General features: G+C 74.2%; 18 protein-coding genes. 11 read left to right on the forward strand and 7 right to left on the reverse strand.

All coding sequences use genetic code 11. The annotated features are described in order from the left end of the window. Positions 1 to 106: 106 nt before the first annotated feature. Positions 107 to 1,213 (reverse strand): SRPBCC family protein, encoded by a 1,107-nt coding sequence (locus ACFY3L_RS44735; RefSeq protein ID WP_389339244.1) that lies wholly within the window; start codon positions 1,211 to 1,213, stop codon positions 107 to 109. A 70-nt stretch (positions 1,214 to 1,283) separates the two neighbouring features. Between ACFY3L_RS44735 and ACFY3L_RS44740 the strand changes: the two genes are divergently transcribed. Beyond that, positions 1,284 to 1,928: a TetR/AcrR family transcriptional regulator gene (locus ACFY3L_RS44740; RefSeq protein ID WP_389339246.1), complete on the forward strand. Its 645-nt coding sequence runs from the start codon at positions 1,284 to 1,286 to the stop codon at positions 1,926 to 1,928. A gap of 37 nt (positions 1,929 to 1,965) precedes the next feature. On the opposite strand, the gene ACFY3L_RS44745 is transcribed toward ACFY3L_RS44740, so the two are convergent. Continuing rightward, positions 1,966 to 4,590, reverse strand: coding sequence for a putative bifunctional diguanylate cyclase/phosphodiesterase (locus ACFY3L_RS44745; protein WP_389339248.1), 2,625 nt, complete (start codon positions 4,588 to 4,590; stop codon positions 1,966 to 1,968). A gap of 536 nt (positions 4,591 to 5,126) precedes the next feature. Continuing rightward, positions 5,127 to 5,543, reverse strand: a complete 417-nt coding sequence (tnpA, locus tag ACFY3L_RS44750) for an IS200/IS605 family transposase (protein WP_389339250.1) — start codon at positions 5,541 to 5,543, stop codon at positions 5,127 to 5,129. Here tnpA and ACFY3L_RS44755 point away from each other — a divergent pair. The 4 genes from ACFY3L_RS44755 to ACFY3L_RS44770 all read left to right on the forward strand — a co-directional run bounded on the left by ACFY3L_RS44755 (position 5,436) and on the right by ACFY3L_RS44770 (position 10,227). Beyond that, positions 5,436 to 6,875: an RNA-guided endonuclease InsQ/TnpB family protein gene (locus ACFY3L_RS44755; protein ID WP_389339252.1), complete on the forward strand. Its 1,440-nt coding sequence runs from the start codon at positions 5,436 to 5,438 to the stop codon at positions 6,873 to 6,875. The two genes, tnpA and ACFY3L_RS44755, sit on opposite strands and share 108 nt — an antisense overlap. Next, complete coding sequence (locus ACFY3L_RS44760) at positions 6,857 to 7,747, forward strand: hypothetical protein (RefSeq protein ID WP_389339423.1); 891 nt, start codon at positions 6,857 to 6,859, stop codon at positions 7,745 to 7,747. The genes ACFY3L_RS44755 and ACFY3L_RS44760 overlap by 19 nt, the downstream gene beginning before the upstream one ends. A gap of 66 nt (positions 7,748 to 7,813) precedes the next feature. Beyond that, a complete protein-coding gene (locus ACFY3L_RS44765) occupies positions 7,814 to 8,965 on the forward strand; it encodes a DUF3500 domain-containing protein (RefSeq protein WP_389339254.1) in 1,152 nt (383 codons plus the stop codon). Next, positions 8,965 to 10,227 (forward strand): HupE/UreJ family protein, encoded by a 1,263-nt coding sequence (locus tag ACFY3L_RS44770; protein WP_389339256.1) that lies wholly within the window; start codon positions 8,965 to 8,967, stop codon positions 10,225 to 10,227. The genes ACFY3L_RS44765 and ACFY3L_RS44770 overlap by 1 nt, the downstream gene beginning before the upstream one ends. 14 nt (positions 10,228 to 10,241) lie before the next feature. Here the strand turns inward: ACFY3L_RS44770 and ACFY3L_RS44775 are convergent, their stop codons facing one another. The 4 genes from ACFY3L_RS44775 to ACFY3L_RS44790 are packed head-to-tail and all read right to left on the reverse strand — an operon-like array spanning position 10,242 to position 14,122. Next, positions 10,242 to 11,366: a M20 family metallopeptidase gene (locus tag ACFY3L_RS44775; protein WP_389339258.1), complete on the reverse strand. Its 1,125-nt coding sequence runs from the start codon at positions 11,364 to 11,366 to the stop codon at positions 10,242 to 10,244. Then, entirely contained in the window at positions 11,363 to 11,551 is a 189-nt protein-coding gene (locus tag ACFY3L_RS44780; RefSeq protein WP_389339259.1) for a hypothetical protein, read from the reverse strand. Before ACFY3L_RS44780 ends, ACFY3L_RS44775 begins: the two co-directional genes overlap by 4 nt. Positions 11,552 to 11,594: 43 nt before the next feature. After that, positions 11,595 to 12,407, reverse strand: coding sequence for a sulfurtransferase (locus ACFY3L_RS44785; RefSeq protein ID WP_389339261.1), 813 nt, complete (start codon positions 12,405 to 12,407; stop codon positions 11,595 to 11,597). A gap of 38 nt (positions 12,408 to 12,445) precedes the next feature. Next, the gene (locus ACFY3L_RS44790; protein WP_389339263.1) at positions 12,446 to 14,122 is read right to left on the reverse strand and encodes a M4 family metallopeptidase; all 1,677 of its coding nucleotides are present in this window, start codon (positions 14,120 to 14,122) and stop codon (positions 12,446 to 12,448) included. 143 nt (positions 14,123 to 14,265) lie between these two features. Between ACFY3L_RS44790 and ACFY3L_RS44795 the strand changes: the two genes are divergently transcribed. The 6 genes from ACFY3L_RS44795 (at position 14,266) to ACFY3L_RS44820 (ending at position 22,269) form a co-directional block, all read left to right on the forward strand. After that, positions 14,266 to 15,543, forward strand: coding sequence for a hypothetical protein (locus tag ACFY3L_RS44795; protein ID WP_389339265.1), 1,278 nt, complete (start codon positions 14,266 to 14,268; stop codon positions 15,541 to 15,543). Continuing rightward, positions 15,540 to 16,514: a glutamate ABC transporter substrate-binding protein gene (locus ACFY3L_RS44800; protein WP_389339267.1), complete on the forward strand. Its 975-nt coding sequence runs from the start codon at positions 15,540 to 15,542 to the stop codon at positions 16,512 to 16,514. The genes ACFY3L_RS44795 and ACFY3L_RS44800 overlap by 4 nt, the downstream gene beginning before the upstream one ends. 2 nt (positions 16,515 to 16,516) lie before the next feature. Then, positions 16,517 to 17,641: a hypothetical protein gene (locus ACFY3L_RS44805; protein WP_389339269.1), complete on the forward strand. Its 1,125-nt coding sequence runs from the start codon at positions 16,517 to 16,519 to the stop codon at positions 17,639 to 17,641. A gap of 85 nt (positions 17,642 to 17,726) precedes the next feature. After that, positions 17,727 to 19,967, forward strand: coding sequence for a tetratricopeptide repeat protein (locus ACFY3L_RS44810; protein WP_389339271.1), 2,241 nt, complete (start codon positions 17,727 to 17,729; stop codon positions 19,965 to 19,967). Beyond that, positions 19,964 to 20,968 carry a PP2C family serine/threonine-protein phosphatase gene (locus ACFY3L_RS44815; protein ID WP_389339273.1) on the forward strand — a complete coding sequence of 335 codons (1,005 nt, stop codon included), beginning with the start codon at positions 19,964 to 19,966 and terminating at the stop codon, positions 20,966 to 20,968. Before ACFY3L_RS44810 ends, ACFY3L_RS44815 begins: the two co-directional genes overlap by 4 nt. After that, entirely contained in the window at positions 20,965 to 22,269 is a 1,305-nt protein-coding gene (locus ACFY3L_RS44820; RefSeq protein ID WP_389339275.1) for a VWA domain-containing protein, read from the forward strand. The genes ACFY3L_RS44815 and ACFY3L_RS44820 overlap by 4 nt, the downstream gene beginning before the upstream one ends. The last annotated feature ends 9 nt before the right edge of the window (positions 22,270 to 22,278 follow it).

Raw genomic sequence — 22,278 nt, forward strand, 5'->3', positions numbered from 1 at the left:
GCCGGTGTGAAGTCAGACCAGCGTCCGATAGGCGGCCGTCACTGTCAACAGGAAGCGAGAATGTTTCGGTTTCTCGGCTCCTGGCCGCCGGTGCGCGGTGCGGGCGTCACACGCCGGCAGGGGAGTGCGTGGACAGGTCGGCGCGGATGCGGTCCAGCGTCGTGGCCATGGCCTTCGGCATCGAGCGGTCCCGGCCGGTGACCCGCTCGTAGAGGAGCATGCCGCGGCCGGCGCTGAGCGCCATCGTCTGCACGAGCCGCGTGCCGCCGGGCACGGGGGAGAGCTGGAAGCGCCAGGTGGTGCTGTCGGAGAAGGGGGCGCGCCACAGGGTGCGGAACGCGAACTCCTCGCCGGGCTTCGCGGTGGTCACCACGCACTCGCGGGTCCAGCGGGCGATGCCGTGGCGGCTGGAGCCGCGGAAGCGGGCGCCGAGTGCGGGGCCGGTCGCGGCGTCGTCCCACTCGCTGCGGTAGCACTCCGGGCTCCAGCGGCCCATCCGCGTGACGTCGGAGATCGCGGCGTACACGTCCTCGGGGCGGGCCGGGATGACGACCTCCGCGCGGGCCGACAGCGCGATGTCGGGGTGCGCCGGGGCGAGGTCGCCGTACGCGTCCTGGAGGCGGCGGTCGTACCGGCCGCGGGTGAGCCGCAGGATCAGCCGCAGCGGGGCGCTGCGCAGCGCGGTCCGGGCCAGCTCGGCGTCCGCGCTCATCACCCACGGCACGGCGAAGCCCATCTTGATCGGCAGCGCCTTGCGCATGGCCTTCTCCATCGCCGCGTGCCGCTTCGGGCTGATGTGCTCGGCGACGATCGGCACCACGACCGCCTCCTCCTCGGCGAGGTGCGCGGTCATCAGGTCGCGCAGCCGCACCGCGGCGTCGGCGAGGTCGGCGGCACCGCCCGGGCCCTCCTGCAGGGCGGCGCGGATGGTGTCCATCAGGGGGTCCAGGTCGCCGTGGTCGTCGCTGAGCGCGTCCAGCTCCGCGGACGGCCCCACCGCGTCGTGCAGCATCGGCCACAGGAACCGGTCCTCGCCGACGTGGTGGTGGTGGATCATGTCGATCACGTCGCCGATGTGGTCGCGCAGCGCGGTGAGCTGGCGAGGGCCGGGCCGTCGCCGGCCGGCGGCGAAGTCCTGCGCGAAGGAGGCGAGCCGGTCGAGCTCGACCCGGATCGCGGCGTGCATCAACAGGTATCCGGACTGGTCTGTCATCGTGTTCACTCCTCGGCTATATTCAGTACAGCCACACTGTATTCGAGCCAGCAGGCATGGAGTCAATATCGTGGACACGACACAGAGCCGGGCGTACCGCTCACCGCGGCGCCAGGCGCAGGCCGAGGCGACCCGGGCCGCGATCGTGCGCGCCGCCGGGCGGCTGTTCGCCGAGCGCGGCTACGCCGGCACCACGATGCAGGCGATCGCCGACGAGGCCGGCGTCGCCGTCGAGTCGGTCTACAAGGCCGGCTCCAAGGCGCAGCTGCTGCGCCGCGCCCACGAGGAGGCGGTGGTCGGCGACGACCGGCCGATCGCCCTGTACGACCGGGACGAGGTGCGCGCCGCGCTCGCCGTCGACGACCAGCGGGAGCTGATCCGCGAGTTCGCCCGCACCATCGCCGACCGGGCGCGGACACTGACCCCGATCAGCCGGGCCTTCGTGCAGGCCGCCGGGGCCGATGCGGTGATCAACGAGTCGTGGGAGGAGCTGGAGGAGCAGCGCCTCACCGACCTGCGCCGGCTCGTCGAGTCCGTCGCCGCCCTCGGCCCGCTGCGCGACGGGCTGAGCGTCGAGCACGGCGGCACGCTGCTGTGGACGGTGCTCAACCATCATGCCGGCTGGCTGGTCGCGCACCATCTCCGCTGGGACGACAAGCAGGTGGCCGACTGGATGGCGGAGCTCATCACCTGCCTGCTGCTTCCAACCGCGTAGCCCATCACCTGCCGGCCGCTCCCGACCGCGGAGCTCATCACCTGCCTGCCGCTCCCAGCCGCATCGGCAGCAGCGCGTCGAACTCCGCGGCTGGCACGGGCTTGGCGAAGTGGAAGCCCTGGCCGACGGCGCAGCCCAGGCGGTGCAGCTCCGCGGCCTGCTCGGCGTGCTCGATGCCCTCGGCGACCACGCCGAGCCCGAGCGCGGCGGCCAGATCGAGGATCGCCCGCGCCAGCGCGGACTGCTCGGCGCCCGCCGCGACCCCGTCCACGAACGGCTTCGGGATCTTCAGGACGTCGATCGGGAAGTCGTGCAGGCGGGACAGCGACGAGTAGCCGGTGCCGAAGTCGTCGACGGCCAGTTGCACGCCGAGCGCCTTCAGCTCGCCGAGACGGTGCTGGGCCACCTCCCCGTCCTCCTGCAGCAGCGACTCGGTGATCTCCAGTGTGAGCAGGTGCGGCGCCAGCCCCGACCGGGCGAGCGTCTGCTGCACGTACAGGACGACCGCGGGATCCTGGACCTGCCTCGGCGACAGGTTGACGCTGATCTTCAGCCCGGGCCACGCGGCCGCCTGACGGCACGCCGCGTCCAGGACCGCGTAGCCGAGCGGCAGGATCAGCCCGCTCTCCTCGGCGAGGGGGATGAACCGGTCCGGCGGGATGAACCCGTGCCGCGGATGCGGCCAGCGCACGAGCGCTTCGGCCCCCACGATCGCGCCGTCGGACAGGTCGACGAACGGCTGGTAGTACACCTGCAGCTCATGCCGCTCGACGGCACCGCGCAGATCGTCGGCGAGGTCGAGCTTCTCCAGCAGGCCAGCGTGCATGCTCGGGGCGAAGTAGGCGAACCGGTTGCGCCCCTGCCGTTTCGCCATGTGCATCGCCACGTCGGCGTTGCGCAGCAGTTCGTCGGCGTCGGGGAGCCGGTCGGGGTCGGGCAGCGCGATGCCGACGCTCGCCTGGGGCTGGATCTCGCGCCCGCCGATCGACAGCGGCTGGCGCAGCGTGGCGAGGATGCGTTCGGCGACCCGGGCGGCCTCGGCGGCGTCGTCGAGGTGCTCCAGCAGCATCGCGAACTCGTCGCCGCCGAGGCGGGCGGCGGTGTCGGCGGAGCGCAGGCAGATGCGCAGCCGGTCGCCGACGGTCCGCAGCAGCGCGTCACCGGCCGAGCGGCCCAGGGAGTCGTTGACGGTCTTGAAGTCGTCGAGGTCCACGACGAGGACGGCGACGTGCTGATACGGGCTCCCGCGCCGCTCCAGCGCGTGGTGCACCCGGTCGGCGAGCAGGGCGCGGTTGGCCAGGCCGGTCAGCTCGTCGTGGAACGCCCGGTGGGTGAGCTGGTCCTCCAGGGCCTTGCGCTCGGTGATGTCGCGGGTGGTCAGCAGGTAGCCGCTGACGTCGGCGTCGTCGACGACCCGGCCCACGGTCTCGGTCACGATGTACTGCCCGTTGGCGCGCCGGAGCCGGCACTCGACGGGCCCGACCCGGCCGCTCTCGTCGCCGGCGCTGGCGAGCAGGACCAGGACCCGCTGCCGGTCGTCGGGGTGGACGAGGTCGGTCAGCGGCGTGCCGAGCAGCACGTCCGGGTGGTGGTCCAGCAGCGAGCGCACCGACGGCGTCACGTACTGGATGCTCGCGTCCCTGCCACAGATCGACAGCACGTCGGTGACCTGCTCGGTGAGCCGCTGGAACCGGTCCTCGGCACGCTGCCGCTGGACGTCGCGCAGCGCCGCCATCAGGTCCGCCATGCGGATCAGGATCAGCACGAAGAGCACGCACGATGCGGCGAGGAACACCGCCAGCTCCGCCACCGCCGCCGACTCGACCGTGATTACGGCCGGGATGAGCAGGGCGGCGACCGCGAGCAGCACCGCGAAGCGGCCGCTGGTCAGCCGGGCCGGGCCCGGCGCCACCGGCTCGTCGAGCCGGCGCATGTCCGGGTGCAGGGCGGCACAGCCGATGCCGAGGTAGAACACGATCCAGCCGGTGTCGACCCAGCTGCCGGCGTGGAACTGCTCCCGCAGCGACTGCCAGGCGAAGATCGCGTCGGAGCTCAGCAGCGCGAGGATGCTGCCGAGCAGCAGCCAGAAGGGCGCCCCGCGAGCGGTCCGGCCGCTGCCGAGCCGGGCCAGGACCGCCAGCACCAGCACGTCGCCGAGCGGGTACGCCACCTGCGTGGCCCGCTCCAGCATCGTGCTGCCGGTGGCGTCGTCGAGGTACGGGCCGATCAGGAACACCCAGGTCAGCAGCGACATGCCGACGGTGATGATCGCGGCGTCGAGCAGCGCGGCGCGGTCACCGCCCGGGCTGCGCCGCCGGACCAGGATCACCAGGGCCGCGGCGAGCATCGGGTACAGCGCGAGGTAGCACACGTCGGCGAGCGACGGCCCGGCCGGTTGCCGGTGCTCGACCAGCTGCGGCCAGTAGAACAGCGCCTCCCCGACGGTGTACACCGCCAGCCCGGCGGCCGTGAGCATCCACGGCAGCGGCCGCGCCGGGCGGTGCCGGGCCACACCGGCCGCCACCGCGACCGCCGCCGACGCCGCGATCACCGTCCACAGCACCGCCCGCGGCGGCGAGTCGGGCGTGAGGTAGTACGCCGCACTGAGCGTCACAACCACGCACGCGTACGCCCGGACCAGCACGGACACCCCCTCTTTCACCCATCTGATCGGCCGCCGCGGGGCCGGGTTTACGAAGTCGCACCAACGCGGCAACCCGCAACGCCGCGCCGCCCGTCCCACAGGGGTGAAGACGTCGGACGAAACAGAGTTCCGCGACTATGCGGGGCCACGGATGGCCACCTGGCGCCGGACCGCGTTCCTGCTGTGCCGCGACTGGCACCTCGCGGACGACCTCGTCGCCACGGTGCTGGACAAGTTGTACCGGCAGTGGCACCGCCGGGACTCCATCCACAGTCTCGACGCGTACGTCGGCGGCATGCTCGCCCGCGCCGTCGTCGACGAGCACCGCCGCCCGTGGCGGCGCGAGGTGCCCGACGACGACCTCGCCGCGCCCGATCCGCCGCGGCACGTCGACACGACCGTCGAGCGGCTGACCCTCGACACCTACCTGGCGCAGCTCGGCCCGCGGCGGCGGGCCGTACTGGTGCTGCGCTACCGGAATGCGGGCCACTGCTGCGGCCTTCAGGCCGGGGGTGAAGGCCCGCGCTGGGAGGGCCGCCAGGCCCGAGCAGTGCCTAACCGGGACGGTTCTGCTGCTCGATGTACTGCTGCACGACGCTCAGCGGTGTGCCGCCGACGGAGCCGGCGAAGTACGAGCCCGACCACAGCTTGTTGGCCTGGTAGTAGTGCTGCGCGAGATCGGGAAACTCCTGCCGCAGGCGGCGGGAGGACACGCCCTTGAGGCTGTTGACCAGCCGGGCCACCGCGACCTTGGGCGGGAAGTTGACGAGCAGGTGGACGTGGTTGTCCTCGCCGTTGAACTCGACCAACTCGGCCTCGAAGTCGGCGCACACGTCTCGCATGATCGCTTCCATGCGGGTCAGGTGCCGGTCGGCGAACACCTTGTGTCGCAACTTCGTGACGAAAACCAGGTGGGCGTGCATCGGGAAAGCACAGTGTCTGCGTGTGCGGATGCCTGGACGTTCAGCCATAAGGCAAGATGTATCGTGCTTGTCGTGCAGCTCCGTTACAACTTCCGCGTGTATCCGACGCCTGGCCAGCAGATCGAGCTGGCGCGGGCGTTCGGGTGCGCGCGGGTGGTGTTCAACGACGCGCTCAGGCTGCGCCGGCAAGCCCGCGAGCAGGGCTTGCCGTACGTCTCGGACGCCGAGCTGTCCAAGCAGGTCATCACGCAGGCCAAGACGACGCCGGAACGGGCGTGGCTGGGCGAGGTTTCGGCCGTGGTGTTGCAGCAGGCCCTCGCGGATCTGAACACCGCCTACCGCAACTTCTTCGCCTCGGTCACCGGCAAGCGCAACGGCCGCAAGGTCGCACCGCCACGGTGGCGGTCCCGCAAGGACAACCGGCAGGCCATCCGGTTCACGAAGAACTCCCGGTTCAAGGTTCTGGACAACGGACGCCTGCGGCTGCCGAAGATCGGCGACCTCGTGGTCCGCTGGTCACGGACGCTGCCATCGGACCCGTCCAGCGTGGCGATCATCAAGGACGCGGCCGGGCGGTACTTCGCCTCGTTCGTCGTGCAGACCACCGACGAGCCGCTGCCCGAGCTGGACTCAGAGGTGGGCATCGACCTCGGGCTGACGCACTTCGCGGTGCTGTCGGACGGCACGAAGGTCACCGCGCCGAAGTTCCTGCGGCGCGCGGCCTGCAAGCTCAAACGGTTGCAACAGGCGCTCGCGCGCAAGCAGCGGGGCAGCAACAACCGCAAGAAGGCAGTCATCAAGGTCGCCCGGGCGCACGCCCGGGTTGCCGACACCCGGCGGGACTGGCAGCACAAGCTGTCCACGACGTTGATCCGCGAGAACCAAGCGGTGTACGTCGAGGACCTGTGCGTCGCCGGTCTCGGCCGGACCCGGCTTGCCAAGTCGGTGCACGACGCAGGGTGGGCCGGCTTCACGGCCATGCTGGAGTACAAGGCCGCCCGGCGCGGGCGCACCTTCGCCCGGGTGGACCGCTTCTTCCCGTCCACCCGCAGGTGCTCCGGCTGCGGACGCATCACCGAGAAGATGGCGCTCAACGTCCGAGCGTGGGACTGCCCCTGCGGAGCGGCCCACGACCGGGACGTGAATGCGGCGCTGAACGTGTTGGCCGCTGGACAGGCGGACAACGGAAACGACCGTGGAGCGCAGGTAAGACCGGGACTCGTCCCGGCACCGCGCGGCGAAGCGGTAACCCACCCGGACGCCGCGCGGTCCACGCGCAGCGTGGAGGGAGTCTCCGTCCTCCAGGCCGGAGAGGATGTCAATGCGACCTCTCCGTCGAGGAGACCGCCGAGATCCTCGGCATCTCCGTCGGCACCGTGAAGAGCCTGACCGCCCGCGGCCTGGAGACTCTGCGCGCCCTCGCCGCGCCCCGACCCCGACCCCGGCGGAGGCCGGGGGTTCCCACGGAGGTCTCCGGTGAGCCACCAGCAGCTGTTCGACACCGTCCTCACCGGCGAGCCCCGGCCCGCGACACCCTCGACGCGCTCGTGCGCGGGTCCCGGCGCCGCGTCTGGCACCGCCGCCTCGCGACCGCCGGCGGCGGCGTGGCCCTCGCCGCGGTCGCCGCCGCGCTGCTCCTGCCGGGTGCGGCGCCGCCGGCCCTGACCGGCGCCCCGCCGGGCACGTTCCCGACCGCGCCGGAGCAGACGCCGAGCGGCCTGCTGGGGGTGAAACCGGTCGAGCCCTTCGAGTCGGCCGTCGAGCGGCTCGCCGGGACGGTCGCGGTGGTGGTGGAGCAGCAGGTGCCGGGGGCGCAGGTCGTCAGCCGCCCGGCCGTGGAGCGGCAGGTGGTCCCGGCCGCCGCCGACTCGGGCGTGGAGACCTTCGCGTACGTGGTGACCGCCGACGTGACCGCCGGCGGTGCGACGGGCGTGCTGCGGATCAGCATCGTGCGGCGGTACGCGGCCGCGACCTGCCGCCCCACCCTCACCGTCGACCCGGAGGTGCTGCCGACGCACACGCGATACGTGTGCGGCCTGGACACCGGTGGCCCGCAGCAGTACACGACGGAGACCTACCGCGACGAGCGGCCCGGCATGATCCGGAACGTGGCGCGGCACGAGCGCGGCGACGGCAGCACCGTCGAGGTGTCCATCAGCAACGAGCCGTCGCTGACCGGCAATCCGCCCCTGACCGGCGAGCAGGCCGTCGAGATCGCCCGCGACCCGCGGCTCACCCTGTACCCCGCCTGACCCGGACGGGTGGACACGGCCGCCACATCGGCGGAATGGTCGGACAAAACGGGCATACTCGGCTGCGTGCAGAGACGCTGGACCCTGCTTGCCTGCGCGCTGGTGCTGCTGTCCGCGGCGGCGTGCGGCGGGGCCGAGGACAAGGACACCGGGAGCCGATCGCCGGTCGCTGCCGCCGCCGGGCCGGCCGGCGCCGGGAGCGTGTGCGCCCCATCGGCCGCGGGGCCGACCGCCTCCGCGGCCGGCGCGGCACCCACCGCGCCACTCACCGCGGCGGCCACGCAGACCGTCGCCGAGGCCGTCGCCAGGGCGCAGGCGTTCCTCGGCACGCTCACGGAGACGCAGAGGAAGGCCGTCGTGGGTGACTACGCCGCCCTGGACGCGAAGCGGTGCAGCTGGTCCGGGCTCGCCGACGGCGAGTTCGACGGGCGCGGCGGGCTGAGGCTCGGCGACCTCGGCGTCGCGCAGCGGGCGGCCGCGCTCGCCGTCGTGCAGAGCGTCCTGTCCGCCGACGGCTACGCGCAGGTGCTGCACCAGATGGCCGCCGACGACGTCCTCGCCGAGGACGGGCCGCTGCTCGAGGCGGGCGAGCTGGGGCAGGGCAACTACCACATCACGCTGTTCGGCCAGCCGTCCGCGACGCAGCCGTGGACGCTGCAGTTCGGCGGACACCACCTCGCCGTGCACGTGTCGATGGGCGGCGGCACGGTCAGCGTCTCGCCGCACTTCAGCGGCGTGCAGCCGGTCAGCTTCACCGCCGGCGGCAAGACGGTCGAGCCGATGGGGCAGGAGGCCAAGGACGTCTTCGCCCTGTTCAAGTCGCTCACCTACGAGCAGCAGGCTGGCGCGAGGCTGACCGGCACGTACGACGACGTCGTCATGGGCCCCGGCGTCGACACGGGCTACCCGGCGCAGGCGGGCCTGCCGTACCGCAGACTCGACGCCAGACAGCAGGCCCTGGTGCGGTCCGTCATCAGAGGCTGGGTCGCCGACGGTGCCCCGGAGCTGTCGCAGCCGCTGCTCGACCTGTACGCGGCGCAGCTGGACCAGACCACCATCGGCTACGCCGGCACCGTCGACCCGAAGAGCGAGAACGCCTACTTCCGCGTCGACGGCCCGCAGGTGTGGATCGAATGGCTCAACGCCGGCACCGGCGGGCTGCACTACCACACGGTGTACCGCGACAAGCGGCTCGACTACGGCACGGGCGCCGGCTGATGCGCCGGCTGCTACAGGCCGCGGCGCTCGCGGCCGTCATCGTCGCCCTGCAGGCGTTCGCGCCGGCGCCCGCACAGGCGCACGACCCCGGCGCGACGCTGGTCACCGTCGGGTCCGCCGGCGCCACCGACCTGGAGATCACGGCGCAGATCCCGCTGTCGCGGATCGACCTGGCGTACCACACCCGGCTCGACTCCGACCCCGGACCGGCCGTGCGGGCGTCCGCGAACTGGCTGACGGCCCTCGTCCGCGACCGGGTCCGGATCACCGCCGCGGACGGCGCGACCTGGCCCGTCACCGTCGACGAGGTCGCGGCGGACCGGGTGCGGGGCGACGACACCGCCCGCGTGCGGCTCACCGCCACGCTGCCGGCCGCCGCCACCCGCGCCCGCTCCGCGCAGCTGCGGTGGGACGTCGTGACCGACGTCGTCCACTCGCACAAGGTGCTCGTCACCACCGTCACGGGGCCGGCGGTGCTGCTCAACCACCAGAACCCGGTGATGCGGCTCGAGATCGCCGCCCCGCCACCGGCGTCCGTGCCGGCGGCGCCGATGCTGCACGCCGGCTTCGAACACTTCCGGCAGGGCGCCGACCATCTGCTGTTCCTGTGCGTGATCGCCCTCGCCGCCGCCCGCCGCTCGCTCCGCCGCGCCCGGCTGCGGGCCAGGGTCACGCTCATGGCCGGGATCACCGCCATGTTCACCGCCGGGCACTCCGTGAGCCTCGCGCTCGCCTCGCTCGGCTGGGTGTCGCTGCCCACCCGGGTGGTGGACGCGGGCATCGCGCTGACCATCGTCGTGGCCGCCGCCCACGCGGTGCGCCCGGCGCTGTCGGCGCGCACCGAGCTGGCCCTGACCGCCGTCTTCGGGCTCGTCCATGGTCTGGGTTTCGCCGGTACGTTGCAGCGCCTCACCCTGACCGGCACGGACCTCATCCTGCCGCTGCTCAGCTTCAACCTCGGCCTGGAGGCGGCGCAGCTGCTCGCGCTCGCGCTGATCGCGGTGCCCGTCGCCGTCCTGGCCCGCTCCCCGGCGGTGTCGGTGACCCTGGCCGCCTCGGCCGCGGCGGTGGCCACCGGCTGGGTCGTCGAGCGGGCGTTCGAGCTGACGAACCCGGTCCAGCCGCTCACCGGCCTGCTGCTCGGCACCCCGGAACGCCTCGCCGGCGCCCTCTTCGCCGCCACCGCGGTCCTCCTGATCGCCAGGGCGACCCGTCCCGAGGACGCCCCCGCCGCCGCTCAGCCGGCCCGCCGGGACGGCTGAGCGGCGGGCCGGCGTCAGGCGTCGAGGCGGTGCAGCAGGAGCGCCGTCATCGCCCGGACGCCGACGCCGATGGCGCGCTCGTCCACGGTGAAGCCGGGCTTGTGAGGCCGGCCCTGCTCGCCGACGCCGAGGACGAACATGGTGCCGGGCATGCGGTGCAGGAACAGTGCGAAGTCCTCCATGCTGAACGGCCACGCGGCGTGCAGCGTCAGCACCGCGTCGACGCCCGGCTGCTCCCGTAGGTGCGCCGCTGCCGCCTCGGTCAGCTCCGGTGAGCAGACCATGGCGGGGAACGGCGGCCCGGGGAACGTGATCCGCGCGCCCGCCTCCGCGGCCAGCCGCCGCAGGCCGTCGCGCAGCTCGGGGTGGCGCTCCTCGGGCCAGGCCCGCACCCACACGTCGGCGGTGACCGGGTCCGCGTCCGCGTCCAGCTGCGACCCGGTCAGGACGAACCGGGCGAGCGGCCCGTCGGGGGTCTGCAGCGCGGTCACCATGTCGGCGAACTCAGCGTCCGACTCGGGGCGCCGTACCGTCGACATCGCGTCGATCCGGTCCAGCAGCGCGCGCCCGGCGTCGGCGCCGGGCAGCTCCAGGCGGGCGGCGTCGAACCCGGGATGCCCGGCGCCGGGCATCGCGGCGAACACGCCGACCGGCAGCGGCCCGCAGTGCAGCGCGTACGCCTCCTCCGGCGAGTAGGGGTCGAGGGCCCCGTCGTCGAGCATCGCCCTGGCGCCCTCCAGGGTCTCCTCCGCCGGCTGGAACACCACCACGACCCGCCCCGCGACCTGGTCCCGCAGGCCCGCGAGGACCTCGGCCACACCGACCCCGACCACGGTGTGCACGTCGTGCCCGCAGATGTGCGCGGCCCCGGCAGTGCCCTGCTCGACCGCCACGGCGTCCATGTCCGCCCGATACAGCAGCGTCCGCCCCTGACGGGCGCCCTCCACGACGGCGACGACGCCGTGCCCGCCGACGCCGGTCCGCACGTCCAGGCCGGCGGCCCGCAGCCGCTCGGCCACCAGCCCCGCCGTCCGCCGCTCCTCACCCGCTAGCTCCGGCCACCGGTGGATCTCCCGCCGCAGCCCGATCAGCGCCTCGTCCAGCGGCGCCGCCACCGCCTCGATCTGAGCGCCCGTCATCGCTGCGCCTGCGCGATCACGCCGCGGACGTATTCGGGCTGGGCGACGTGCCACAGGACGATCGGGCGCGGTGCGCGGCGACGGCGGTTGGCGTTGATGCCGGCCTCGTCGGACTGCGGGTGGTGCTGCGGCGCGCCGGTCCACAGGATCCGCTCGCCGGCGTTGAGCGTGATGTCAGCTGTCACGCGGGCATTGTCCGCCAGTTCGACGAAGGGCGGTGCCCCGCGCTCACGGGCCGGTGGCCACCGGACGGTCGGGGTCGGCGATCCACTCGCTCCACGAGCCCGCGTACAGGCGCGGCGTGAACCCGGCCAGCTCGAGGGCGAGGACCTCGTGGGCGGCGGTCACCCCGGAGCCGCAGTAGGCCGCGACCGGCCGGTCCTCGGTGACGCCCAGCTCCGCGAACCGCTCGCGCAGCCGCGCGGGCGGCAGGAACAGCCCGTCGGGGTCGCTGTTGTCGAACGTCGGCGCCGAGACCGCGCCCGGGATGTGGCCGGCGACCCGGTCCAGCGGCTCGACCTCGCCGCGGAAGCGGGGCCCGAGCCGCGCGTCGAGCAGGACGCCGCCCTTGAGGAAGTCCGGCACCTCGTCGACGGTCAGCAGGTCGTCACGGGCCTCGCCGGCGGTGAAGTCGCCGGGCGGGACCGCCACGGGGTCGCCCGGCTCGGTGGGCCGGCCCGCCCGGATCCACGCGGCGATGCCGCCGTCGAGGACCCGCACGTCGTCGTGGCCCCAGTGCCGCAGCATCCACCACAGGCGGGCCGCCACCGACGCGTCCCGGTCGTCGTAGACGACCACGGAGGCGCCGTTGTCGACGCCGAGGCGCCGCATCGCCGCCTGGAACGCCGCGGCGGTCGGCAGCGGGTGCCGGCCGCCGGCGCCGGGCGGCGCGGCGAGGTCGGTGTCGAGGTCGACGAACCGGGCGCCGGGCAGGTGCGCGGCCCGGTAGCGCTCCAGCGCCGGAGGCGGCTGAGGGGTCCACCGCGCGTCGAGCAGCAGGACGCCGTCCCCGACATCCTCAACCTGAACGAGTGGACCCATCAGACCGACCTCCGACGTGTAGCGACCAGAAGGCGATCCTATGCGCAGGCGGCGTCGGCGCCGGCCACGTTGACCGCCGTCCACGCCTGCTGCACCGCCTTGTACTCCACGCCGCAGCTGCCGTACAGGTCGGCGGCGGCCTGGAGGGTGTAGGCGCGGGCGGTGTTGCCCGGGTTCTCGGCGCTGACGTAGCTGGTGTTGGAGACGAAGTACACGTCCAGCGCCCGGTACCAGATCTTCTCCGCCTTCGCCCGGCCGATGCCGGTGACGGCGCCCGCCTTGCCGCAGATCGGCGACGTGCCGAACGCGGTCTTGCCGGTGCCCTCGGCCAGGTTGAAGAAGAAGTGGTTGCCCACGCCCGAGGACAGGTGCGGGTCGACGTTCGGGGTTTCGGCGGACCAGCAGCTGTGCGACCTGCCGTCCAGCGCCGGGTCGAACATGTAGCGCAGTGGCGTGCCGTTGCCGAAGATGTCGATCTTCTCGCCGATCAGGTAGTCGCCCGGGTCGGCGGGGTTGGCGGCGTAGAACTCGACCATCGTGCCGAAGATGTCGCTGGTCGCCTCGTTGAGCCCGCCGGACTCGCCGGTGTAGGTGAGGTCGCCGGAGACGCTCTTCTCGGTGATGCCGTGGCTCATCTCGTGCCCGGCGATGTCCAGCTGGACCAGCGGTCGGGCGTTGCCGACGCCGTCGCCGTAGGTCATCCGGCCCTTGTCCCAGAACGCGTTGACGTACTCGTTGCCGAAGTGCACCCGCGACGGCACCCCGCGGCCGTTGTTGTTGATGCCGCGGCGGCCGTGGACGGTCTTGAAGTAGTCGTACGTGGTCGAGGCGCCGTAGGCGGCGTCGACGGCGGCCGAGGCCGGGTCGTCGTTCTTGCCGGTGCCCCAGGTGTTGTCGGCGTCGGTGAAGAGCTTGCAGCTGCCGTTCTCGTTCTCCTGGTGCGCCATGTCGCAGACGGTGCCGCGGCCGCGGGTGGTGTCGGTCAGCCGGAACGTCGTGCCGAAGCGCTGGGTCTCGACGCTGACCTGCCCGCTGTACAGGCTGTTGCCGGTGCCGGCGACCGTCTCGACCTCGTCCCAGGAGCGGACGACCCCGCCGGTGTGGGCGTCGGTGAGCACGTGCAGCCGGGACGGGGTCTGCCCGTCCTTGGCGACGCCCTCGACAAGGCTCTCCCAGGTGAGCCGGCCGGCGCCGGTGGACGCGTCGATCAGCAGCCGGGGCGCGCCGGCGCCGGCGACCTTGCCGGTGAAGTGCGCCTTCGCCGCGGCCAGGGCGTCGGCCGCGGAGATCTTCGGCGTGACGTCGACCTGCAGCGGCTTGGCGAGGCTGTTGGAGGCACCCTTGTACGTGCCGCCGGGGCCGGTGTGCACGACGATGTCGCCGCCGTAGACGCGCAGCCCGCGGTAGGTGCGGGTGTACCGGACGTGGGCGCCGCCGCCGGCGCCGTCGATCCGGCTGCCGTAGAACGCGAACCGGTCCTCCGGCGTGGCGTGGACGTCACCGCCGTGCGTGTCGAGGGCCTTGCGGGCCGGCGCGGCGGCGGGGTCGGCGGCCTCCGCCTGGGACGGGTCGACCGAAGGCTCCGGGGAGGCCTCGGCATCTTCGGAGGACGCGGCGGCCGGCGACGCGTCGGTTTTCGAGGGCGAAGGTGTGCATCCGGCCACCGCGACGGCGGAGACCGCCGCGACGACCGTGAGGAAATGGCGAACAGACATGGGATACAGAACGCAGGTTTCACGCCGCCGGTTCGGCCCGGCGCAGGTCTTTGGCACGAACCCGGGAGTTGCGTCGGGCTGCTGTCGGAAGGTTGACGCCGCCGGATATGTTCGTGGGCATCATCGAGACGGGGAGATGTGTCTTGGCAACCGCGTGGCGTCGCCTCATCCGCCGGGCCGCGACGAGCCCGGGCCGGCTCACCACGCTGATGGTCGTCGTGGTCGTGCTCGGCCTCGCCTTCGGGCTGGCCGGGGTGCTCACCTTGCGGTCCGGAGTGGGCCTGGTCCGCGACGTGACCGACCGCAGCGGCCCGCTCAGCCTGCAGGCGCAGGACATCTACCGGTCGCTGTCCGACGCCGACGCGACCGCCGCCAGCGCGTTCCTCGCCAACGGCGTCGAGCCGGCAGAACTGCGCAAACGGTACCTCGACGACATCGCCCGGGCGTCGTCCGCGCTGACGGCCGCGCTGCACAGCGCCGAGGGCCGCAGCGCGGTGGCGCTCGGCGTCCTCGTCCGGCAGATCCCCGTCTACACCGGCCTGGTCGAGTCGGCCCGCACGTACAACCGGCAGGGCGTCCCGCTCGGCGGCGCCTACCTGCGGGAGGCGTCGGCACTGATGCGGCAGACGATCCTGCCGGCCGCCCAGGACCTGTTCCGGGCCGAGGCCGCACGCCTCGCCGACGCGCAGCGGGCCGTCGCCCGGTGGCCGTGGACGGTGACCCTGCTCGGGCTGGCGCTGCTGGGCGTGCTGCTGCTGACCCAGCGGTACCTGACGCGCCTGACCAACCGGCGGCTCAACCGCGGCCTCGTCCTCGCCACGGTCGCCGCGCTCGCCGCGTGCGGCTGGCTCGCGGTCGCCTCCGCGGGTGCGGCCGGCCACATCAGCGAGGGCCGCGACGCCGGGTCCGAGCAGGTCGGGCTGCTCGCCGAGGCGAGGATCACGGCGCTGCAGGCGCGCGCCGACGAGGGGCTGACGCTGATCGCCCGCGGCGACGGCAAGGCGTTCGAGCAGGACTTCACCGCCATGATGGAGCGGCTCGCCGGGCCGGGCGGCCTCCTGCAGCGGGCGCGTGACCAGGCGCCGGACGCGGCGGCCCGGTCCGCGGTGGAGGCCGCGCAGCGGCACGCCGCCGACTGGCTGGCCATCCACCGGCAGGTCCGCTCGCTCGACGACGGCAGCCGGCACGCCGAGGCGGTCACCCTGGCCACGTCCGGCGACGCCAGCGCGGCCGCCGCGGCCGGACGGCTCGACGCGGCCCTCGCCGAGGGGATCGCCGGCAGCGGGCGGCGCTTCGACCGGGAGGCGGCCAGCGCCGGCGACGCGCTCGGCGGCGCCGACGTGGCCGTCGCACTGCTCGCCCTCGCCGTCGCGGCGGCCGCCGCGTTCGGCCTGAACCAGCGGATCGCGGAGTACCGATGAAGAAGCTCCTCGTGGCAGCCGCTGCCGTGCTCGTCCTCACCGGCTGCGGGCAGGACCCGGCGAGCCCGCAGGCCGACGGCACGGCCGCCGCGGCGGTGCCCCTGCCCCTGAACGTGCAGGACCCGGCCGTGCCGCCCTCGCCGGCGGCCACGCCACCGGCGGCCTGCGACCCGCGGGCCAGCCTCCGCCCGCCGGCGACGCTGCCCGCGCCCGGCAGGATGCCGGCCGGCTCCGCCATGGCGAAGATCGCCGAGCGGGGGCGGCTGATCGTCGGCATCGACCAGAACGCGTACCTCACCAGCTACCGCGACCCGGTCACCGGCCAGGTCGTCGGCTTCGAGGTCGACATCGCCCGGGAGATCGCCCGGGCGCTGCTCGGCAACCCCGACGCGATCCAGTGGCGCGCGATCACCACCGCCGACCGCATCCCCGTCCTGCAGCGGCGCGAGGTCGACATGGTCATCCGCACGATGACCGCCACCTGCGAGCGGATGCAGCAGGTCGCGTTCTCCACCGAGTACCTGACGTCCGGGCAGCGGCTGCTGGTCAACCGCGGCTCCGGCATCAAGGACTTCGCCGACCTCGGCGGCCGCAAGGTGTGCGCGACGCGGGGCAGCACCAGCATCGTCACGATCATGAAGCAGCCGTCGAAGCCGGTCGCGGTCGCCACCGACAGCACCCTCGACTGCCTGGTCATGCTGCAGCAGGGGCAGGTCGACGCGGTGTCCACCGTGGACGTCCTGCTGCTCGGCCTCGCCGCGCAGGACCCCGGCACCGAGGTGGTCGGCGCCCGGATCAGCGACGAGCCGTCCGGCGTCGCGATGCCCCTCGAAACGCCCGACCTGGTCCGCTTCGTCAACGGCGTCCTGGACCGCATCCGTGCCAACGGCACCTGGACCACCATCTACAGCACCTGGTTCGCCGAGTACGGCCCGGTGCCGTCGCCGCCGCCCGCGAAGTACGTGGACTGACCATGGGTGCTGGCACCGATCGCGCCGTCGCCGACCTGGCGGCCGCGCACGACCGGCTCGCGGCCGCGCTGTACACAGTGGACACCCACCCGGCCCAGGTGCTGCGCGACGTCCAGCTGCACGGCGCCACCGCCGCGGCGTGGCCCGGCGCCGACGTGGCCCGGCTGTGGTCCGGGTTCGTCGCCGTCCGCGACGTCCTCGAGCAGCTGCGGGCGCTCCGGGGCCGCTCCCGCGACGTCACGACCGCCCGCATCCTCACCACCCCGGTCGCCACCGACCCGCTCGACGGCCTGCCCTCCCTGCCGCCGGCCGCGCTCCTCGCCGACCTCGAGCAGCGGTGCGCCGCCGCGGTCGCGGTCCTCGACCGCATCGAAGCGGCCCGCACCGCGCTCACCGACCGCATCATCGAGCTCGACACGGCCCTCGAAGCCGCCGTCGCCGCGCACCACCGGGTCGGTGCCGACCACACCCCGACCACCGGACCGCTCCAGCAGCGTCTGCGGCAGGTGTACGGCGCGGCGCTCGGCGACCCGCTCACGATCGACGAGGCGGCCTGGACGGCCCTGCGCGACGACCTCACCGCGGTGGTCCGGCGGCTCGCCGACCTCGCCGCGCTGCGGACCGCGCTGCCCGCCCGGCTGACCCGCCTCGACACGCTCCTGGACGCGCTCGCCGCCGCCGAGCAGCGGGCGCACCGCGCCTACGCCGCCGCGGCGGAGAAGATCGCCGACCCCGGCCTGCCGGACCCGCCCGACGTCCACGACCGGTTCGCCGGCGAGGTCGCCGCCGCCGTCCGCGCCACCGACGCGCTCGACCTCGACGGCTGGCCGGCCCTCGACCGGCGGCTCACCGCCCTCGACCGTGACCTGACCGCCGCCGTCACCGCCGCCGAGGACCGGGTCGCCGCGGCGACCGGCCTGCTGGACCGGCGTCTCGAGCTCCGTGGCCGCCTCGAGGCATACCGGGCGAAGGCGGTCCGCGTCGACCGCGTCGAGGACCCCGTGCTGATGTCGCACTACCAGATCGCCCGCGACCTGCTGTGGACCGCGCCCTGCGACCTGCGGGCGGCGACCAGGGCGGTCTTCGCGTATCAGCAAGCGCTGTCCACCGAAGGGAAGAGCACATGAGGGGCCCGGAGCGCAGCGGAGGAGCCCCGAATCATGGGCTCAGCGGTGGTTCAGGTCGACGCCGGAGCGCAGCGGAGGTGGCGGCATGAACTGCACGCGCGCCGGCTGCCCGGGCTCGTACGACGAGGACGGGTACTGCGACGACTGCGGCCACAAGCAGCCCGGTGCCGCCGCTCCCGTCACCGGGTCCTCGACGCCGCTCGTCACCGAGTCCTCGACGCCTTCCGCGCCGAGCGCGTCGTCGGGCCGCACGACCGGCCGCGGGCGGGGCGCGCCCGTGCTGGCCGCGCTGCCCGTCGTGCCGCGCCGCGACCCCGCCACGGCCGTGCTGCCCGACCCGCAGGTGCCCGAGCACCGCCGGTTCTGCGGCAACTGCGAGCAGCCCGTCGGCCGGGCCCGCGGCGACCGGCCCGGCCTGGTCGAAGGCTTCTGCACGAACTGCCGCACCCAGTACAGCTTCCGGCCCTCGCTCCCGCCCGGCGCGGTCGTCGCGGGCCGCTACGAAGTGCTGGGCGCCATCGCGTACGGCGGCCTCGGCTGGATCTACCTCGCCCGCGACCGCAACGTCGGCGACGAGGTCAGCGACCGCTGGGTCGTGCTCAAGGGCCTCATCGACTCCGGCGACCCCGACGCCACCGCGGCCGCGATCACCGAACGCCGCTTCCTGGTCGAGGTCGACCACCCGTCGATCGTGAAGATCTACGACTTCGTGTCGCACCCGGATCCGCGCAGCGGCGACCGTGTCGGCTACATCGTCATGGAGTTTGTCGGCGGCCTCTCGCTGCGCGACATCTACCTCGCCCGCCCGGTCAGCGACGGGGTCCGCCGGCCGCTGCCGCTGCCGCAGGTCATCGCCTACGCGCTGGAGATCCTGCCGGCGCTGGGCTACCTGCACGAGCGGGAGCTGCTGTACTGCGACTTCAAGCCCGACAACGCGCTGCACACCGACCAGCGGGTCAAGCTCGTCGACCTCGGCGCCGTGCGCCGCATGGACGACGACGTCAGCGCCGTGTGGGGCACGGTCGGCTACCAGGCGCCGGAGGTCGCCACAACGGGCCCGTCCGTCGCCTCCGACCTCTACACCGTGGCCCGGGCGATGGCGGTGCTCAGCTTCGACTTCCGCGGCTTCACCACCACGTTCGTCGACCGCCTCCCCGATCCGGCGACGGTGCCGCTGCTGTCGTCGCAGGAGTCGTTCCACCGGCTGCTGCTGCGCGCCACCGACCCGCAGCCGGGCCGCCGGTTCGGCTCGGCCGCGGAGATGGCCGAGCAGCTCACCGGCGTGCTGCGCCAGGTCCTCAGCGCCGCCGACGGCCTGCCCCGCCCGGCCGTGTCGAGCCAGTTCACCGGCGAGCGCACGGCCTTCGGCACCGCGGCGGGCGTCGTCACGGCCTCTACAGCCGCTACGGCCTCGTCGGCGTCCGGCGACGGGCTCGACGGGCCGGCGGTCGTCGCCGCCCTGCCCGTGCCGACCGTCGACCCCGCCGACCCGGGGGCGGCGCTGCTCGCCACGATGCAGACCGCCGACCCCGAGGTGCTGCAGGCGGCCCTGGGCTCCGTCGGCGCCGGCGGGGTCGAGGTCGCCCTCGCCGTGGTCCGTGCCCGCATCGCCGCCGGTGACCTCGCCGGTGCCGACGCCGGCCTCGACGCGATCACCGGCTCGACGGCTGACATCGACTGGCGGGTGGACTGGTACCGCGGCATGGCCGCCCTCGCCGACGGCCGCCCCGCCGACGCGAGGGCCGCGTTCGACGCCGTCTACGGCGCGCTGCCCGGCGAGCTCGCCCCGCAGCTCGCGCTCGCCGCCGCCGCGGAGGCCGGCGGCGACACCGACACCGCACTGCGCCTGTACGCCGCGGTCTGGCGCACCGACCACTCGTTCGTCAGCGCCGCGTTCGGGGTCGCGCGGATCCTCGCCGACCGGGACGACCTGGCGGGTGCGGTCGCGATCCTCGACGCGGTCCCCGACAGCTCCAGCCACAGCGTGCCGGCGCGGGTCGCCGCGGTCAGGGCGCGCCTCGCCGTCCCGGCCGACCGGCTCGCGGAGGCCGACCTGCTCGACGTCTCGGGCCGGGTCGAACGCCTCGGCCTCGACGTCGAGCGCCGCGCCCGCCTCACCGTCGAGGCGCTGCGCACCGCGCTCACCTGGGTCCAGGCGGGCAACGCCGGCACCGCCGCCGTGCTGACCCACCGGCTGTCGGAGCGGGACCTGCGCCTCGGCCTGGAGCGCGCCTTCCGCGTCCTGGCCAAGGTCGCCCCCGACCGCGACACCCGCATCGAGCTCGTCGACCAGGCCAACCGCATCCGCCCGAGGACGTGGCTGTGACCGCCCGCTGCCCGTCGTGCGGCGCGCCCGCCGCTGAAGGCGACCGCTTCTGCGAGTCCTGCGGCACCCCGCTGGCCGCGCCGCCCGCTCCCGCCACCCACCCGGAGGCGCCGACCGTTCCTGCCGGCGCTTCCGGAGCCGAAGCCGGCGGGGGTGTGTGGCGGTCGTCGAAGGCCGGCGACGGGCCGTGCGGCGGGTGCGGGGGAGCGGTGGGTGACGACGGCTACTGCGACGCCTGCGGGGCGCGGCGCACGGTCGGCCTGGACCACGCCGAGGACGAGCTGCCCGGGGTCGCCGCCGTCACGGACCGGGGGCTGCGCAAGGGGCGCAACGAGGACGCGTACGCGATCGGCGCCGCCGGCGGGCGGCGGGCCGTCGTCGTCTGCGACGGGGTCTCCAGCTCGCCCGACTCCGACACCGCGGCGACCACCGCCGTCGTCGAGGCGATCGGGGTCCTCGTCGGCGGTGGGGACATCGCCGGGGCGTACCGGGCGGCGTCCGACGCCGTCGCCAGGCTCGCGACGGTGCCTGTCGACGCGCCCGCCTGCACGTTCCTCGCGGCCGTCGTCGAGGACGGGCAGGCGACCGTCGGGTGGGTCGGGGACAGCCGCGCGTACTGGGTCGACGCGGGCGGCGCCCGCTGCCTCACGGTCGACGACTCCCTCGCCGGGCAGCTCGCCGCCGCGGGCGTGGACGCCGCCTCGCTCCGGCTGTCGGCACAGGCCGCGGCGCTCACCCGCTGGCTGGGCGCCGACGCGCCAGCCGGGGACCCGCACCTGGTCACCCTGCGGCCGGAGGCGGGAGGGGTGCTGGTGCTCGCCAGTGACGGGCTCACCCGGTACACCACCTGGACCGACGCGATCGACAGCACGGCCGGCGCACCGGAGCTGGCGCGCACCCTGACCACGTTCGCCCGCGACGCCGGCGGGGCGGACAACATCACCGTCGCCGCCGTCCCGATCGACGCGACAGCACCAGACAGAGGAGAGGCACGGCCATGACCGACGAGTCCAGCGGTGTCGTAGCGGAAGTCTTCCAGAACGAGTACCTGCCGGTCGGCGCCACCGTCGCCGACGCGGTCGTCACCGTCACGGTCGGCGGCGGGGCGTCCGCCGCCCGTCCGGCCGGCGGCACCACCGCCGCCGAGGTGATCATGATCGACTGCTCCGGGTCGATGAGCGGGGAGCGGCTTGTACAGGCGCGCAAGGCCGCCGCGGTCGCCGTCGACACGCTGCGCGACGGGGTGGCGTTCGCGGTCGTCGCCGGCACCGACTGGGCACAGATGGTGTTCCCGGAGCGGCAGACCCTCGCCGTCGCCGGCCCCACGACCCGCGCCGAGGCGAAGGACGCCATCCGGCACCTGAAGGCCGGCGGGGGCACCCAGATCGGCACCTGGCTCACCCTGGCCCGCGACCTGTTCCTCGCCGACCGCGCCGAGATCCGCCACGCGATCCTGCTCACCGACGGCCGCAACGGCGAGTCGGCGCGCACGTTCGACGCGGCCCTGGAGCAGTGCAAGGGCCTGTTCGTGTGCGACAGCCGCGGCGTCGGGCAGGGCTGGAGCGCCGCCGAGCTGATCAAGATCGCCGACGCGCTGCTCGGCGCCGCCGACGGCATGAAGGACCCGGCGGGCCTCGAGGCCGACTTCCGCTCGATGATCGAGGCCGCGATGGGCAAGACCGTCGCCGGCGTCACGCTGCGCCTGTGGACCCCCGCCGGCGCCGCGATCCGCTTCGTCAAGCAGGTCCACCCCGAGATCCTCGACCTCACCGACCGGCGCACCGACGTCAGCGCCCGCGTCGGTGACTACCCGCTTGGCGCGTGGGGCGCGGAGAGCCGCGACTACCACCTCTCTGTCGCGCTGGACCCCGGCACGATCGGTGTGGTCGGCGAGGAGAAGCTCGCCGCCCGGGTCAGCGTCGTGCGCGGCGAGGAGGTCCTGGCCAAGGGCCTGGTCCGCGCCGTCTGGACCGACGAGGACGAGAAGTCGACCCGCCTCAACCGCCGCGTCGCGCACTACACCGGCGCCGCCGAGCTCGCCGCCGCGATCCAGGAGGGCCTGGCCGCGCGCGAGGCCGGCGACACCGTCACCGCGACCGCCCGCCTCGGCCGCGCCGTCCAGCTGGCCACCGAGTCCGGCCGCTCCGACACCGTGCGGCTGCTCGCCCGGGTCGTCGAGGTCCAGGACGCCACGACCGGCACCGTGCAGCTGAAGCGCCGGTCGGACAACAAGGACGTCGACATCGACGCGGAGATCGCGTCGCTCGGGTCCCGCAAGACGACGCGCGTCCGCCCGAACTGAAGGAGACCA

This window comes from Dactylosporangium sp. NPDC000521 (assembly GCF_042898305.1).
In the GTDB taxonomy this organism is placed as follows: domain Bacteria; phylum Actinomycetota; class Actinomycetes; order Mycobacteriales; family Micromonosporaceae; genus Dactylosporangium.

Excerpts from the sequence above, each read along its gene's own strand:
- ACFY3L_RS44735 (WP_389339244.1), bottom strand. The coding sequence starts at position 1,213 with ATGACAGACCAGTCCGGATACCTGTTGATGCACGCCGCGATCCGGGTC.
- tnpA (WP_389339250.1), bottom strand. The coding sequence starts at position 5,543 with ATGGCTGAACGTCCAGGCATCCGCACACGCAGACACTGTGCTTTCCCG.
- ACFY3L_RS44770 (WP_389339256.1), top strand. The coding sequence starts at position 8,965 with ATGCGCCGGCTGCTACAGGCCGCGGCGCTCGCGGCCGTCATCGTCGCC.
- ACFY3L_RS44775 (WP_389339258.1), bottom strand. The coding sequence starts at position 11,366 with ATGACGGGCGCTCAGATCGAGGCGGTGGCGGCGCCGCTGGACGAGGCG.
- ACFY3L_RS44785 (WP_389339261.1), bottom strand. The coding sequence starts at position 12,407 with ATGGGTCCACTCGTTCAGGTTGAGGATGTCGGGGACGGCGTCCTGCTG.
- ACFY3L_RS44790 (WP_389339263.1), bottom strand. The coding sequence starts at position 14,122 with ATGTCTGTTCGCCATTTCCTCACGGTCGTCGCGGCGGTCTCCGCCGTC.
- ACFY3L_RS44800 (WP_389339267.1), top strand. The coding sequence starts at position 15,540 with ATGAAGAAGCTCCTCGTGGCAGCCGCTGCCGTGCTCGTCCTCACCGGC.
- ACFY3L_RS44805 (WP_389339269.1), top strand. The coding sequence starts at position 16,517 with ATGGGTGCTGGCACCGATCGCGCCGTCGCCGACCTGGCGGCCGCGCAC.
- ACFY3L_RS44810 (WP_389339271.1), top strand. The coding sequence starts at position 17,727 with ATGAACTGCACGCGCGCCGGCTGCCCGGGCTCGTACGACGAGGACGGG.
- ACFY3L_RS44820 (WP_389339275.1), top strand. The coding sequence starts at position 20,965 with ATGACCGACGAGTCCAGCGGTGTCGTAGCGGAAGTCTTCCAGAACGAG.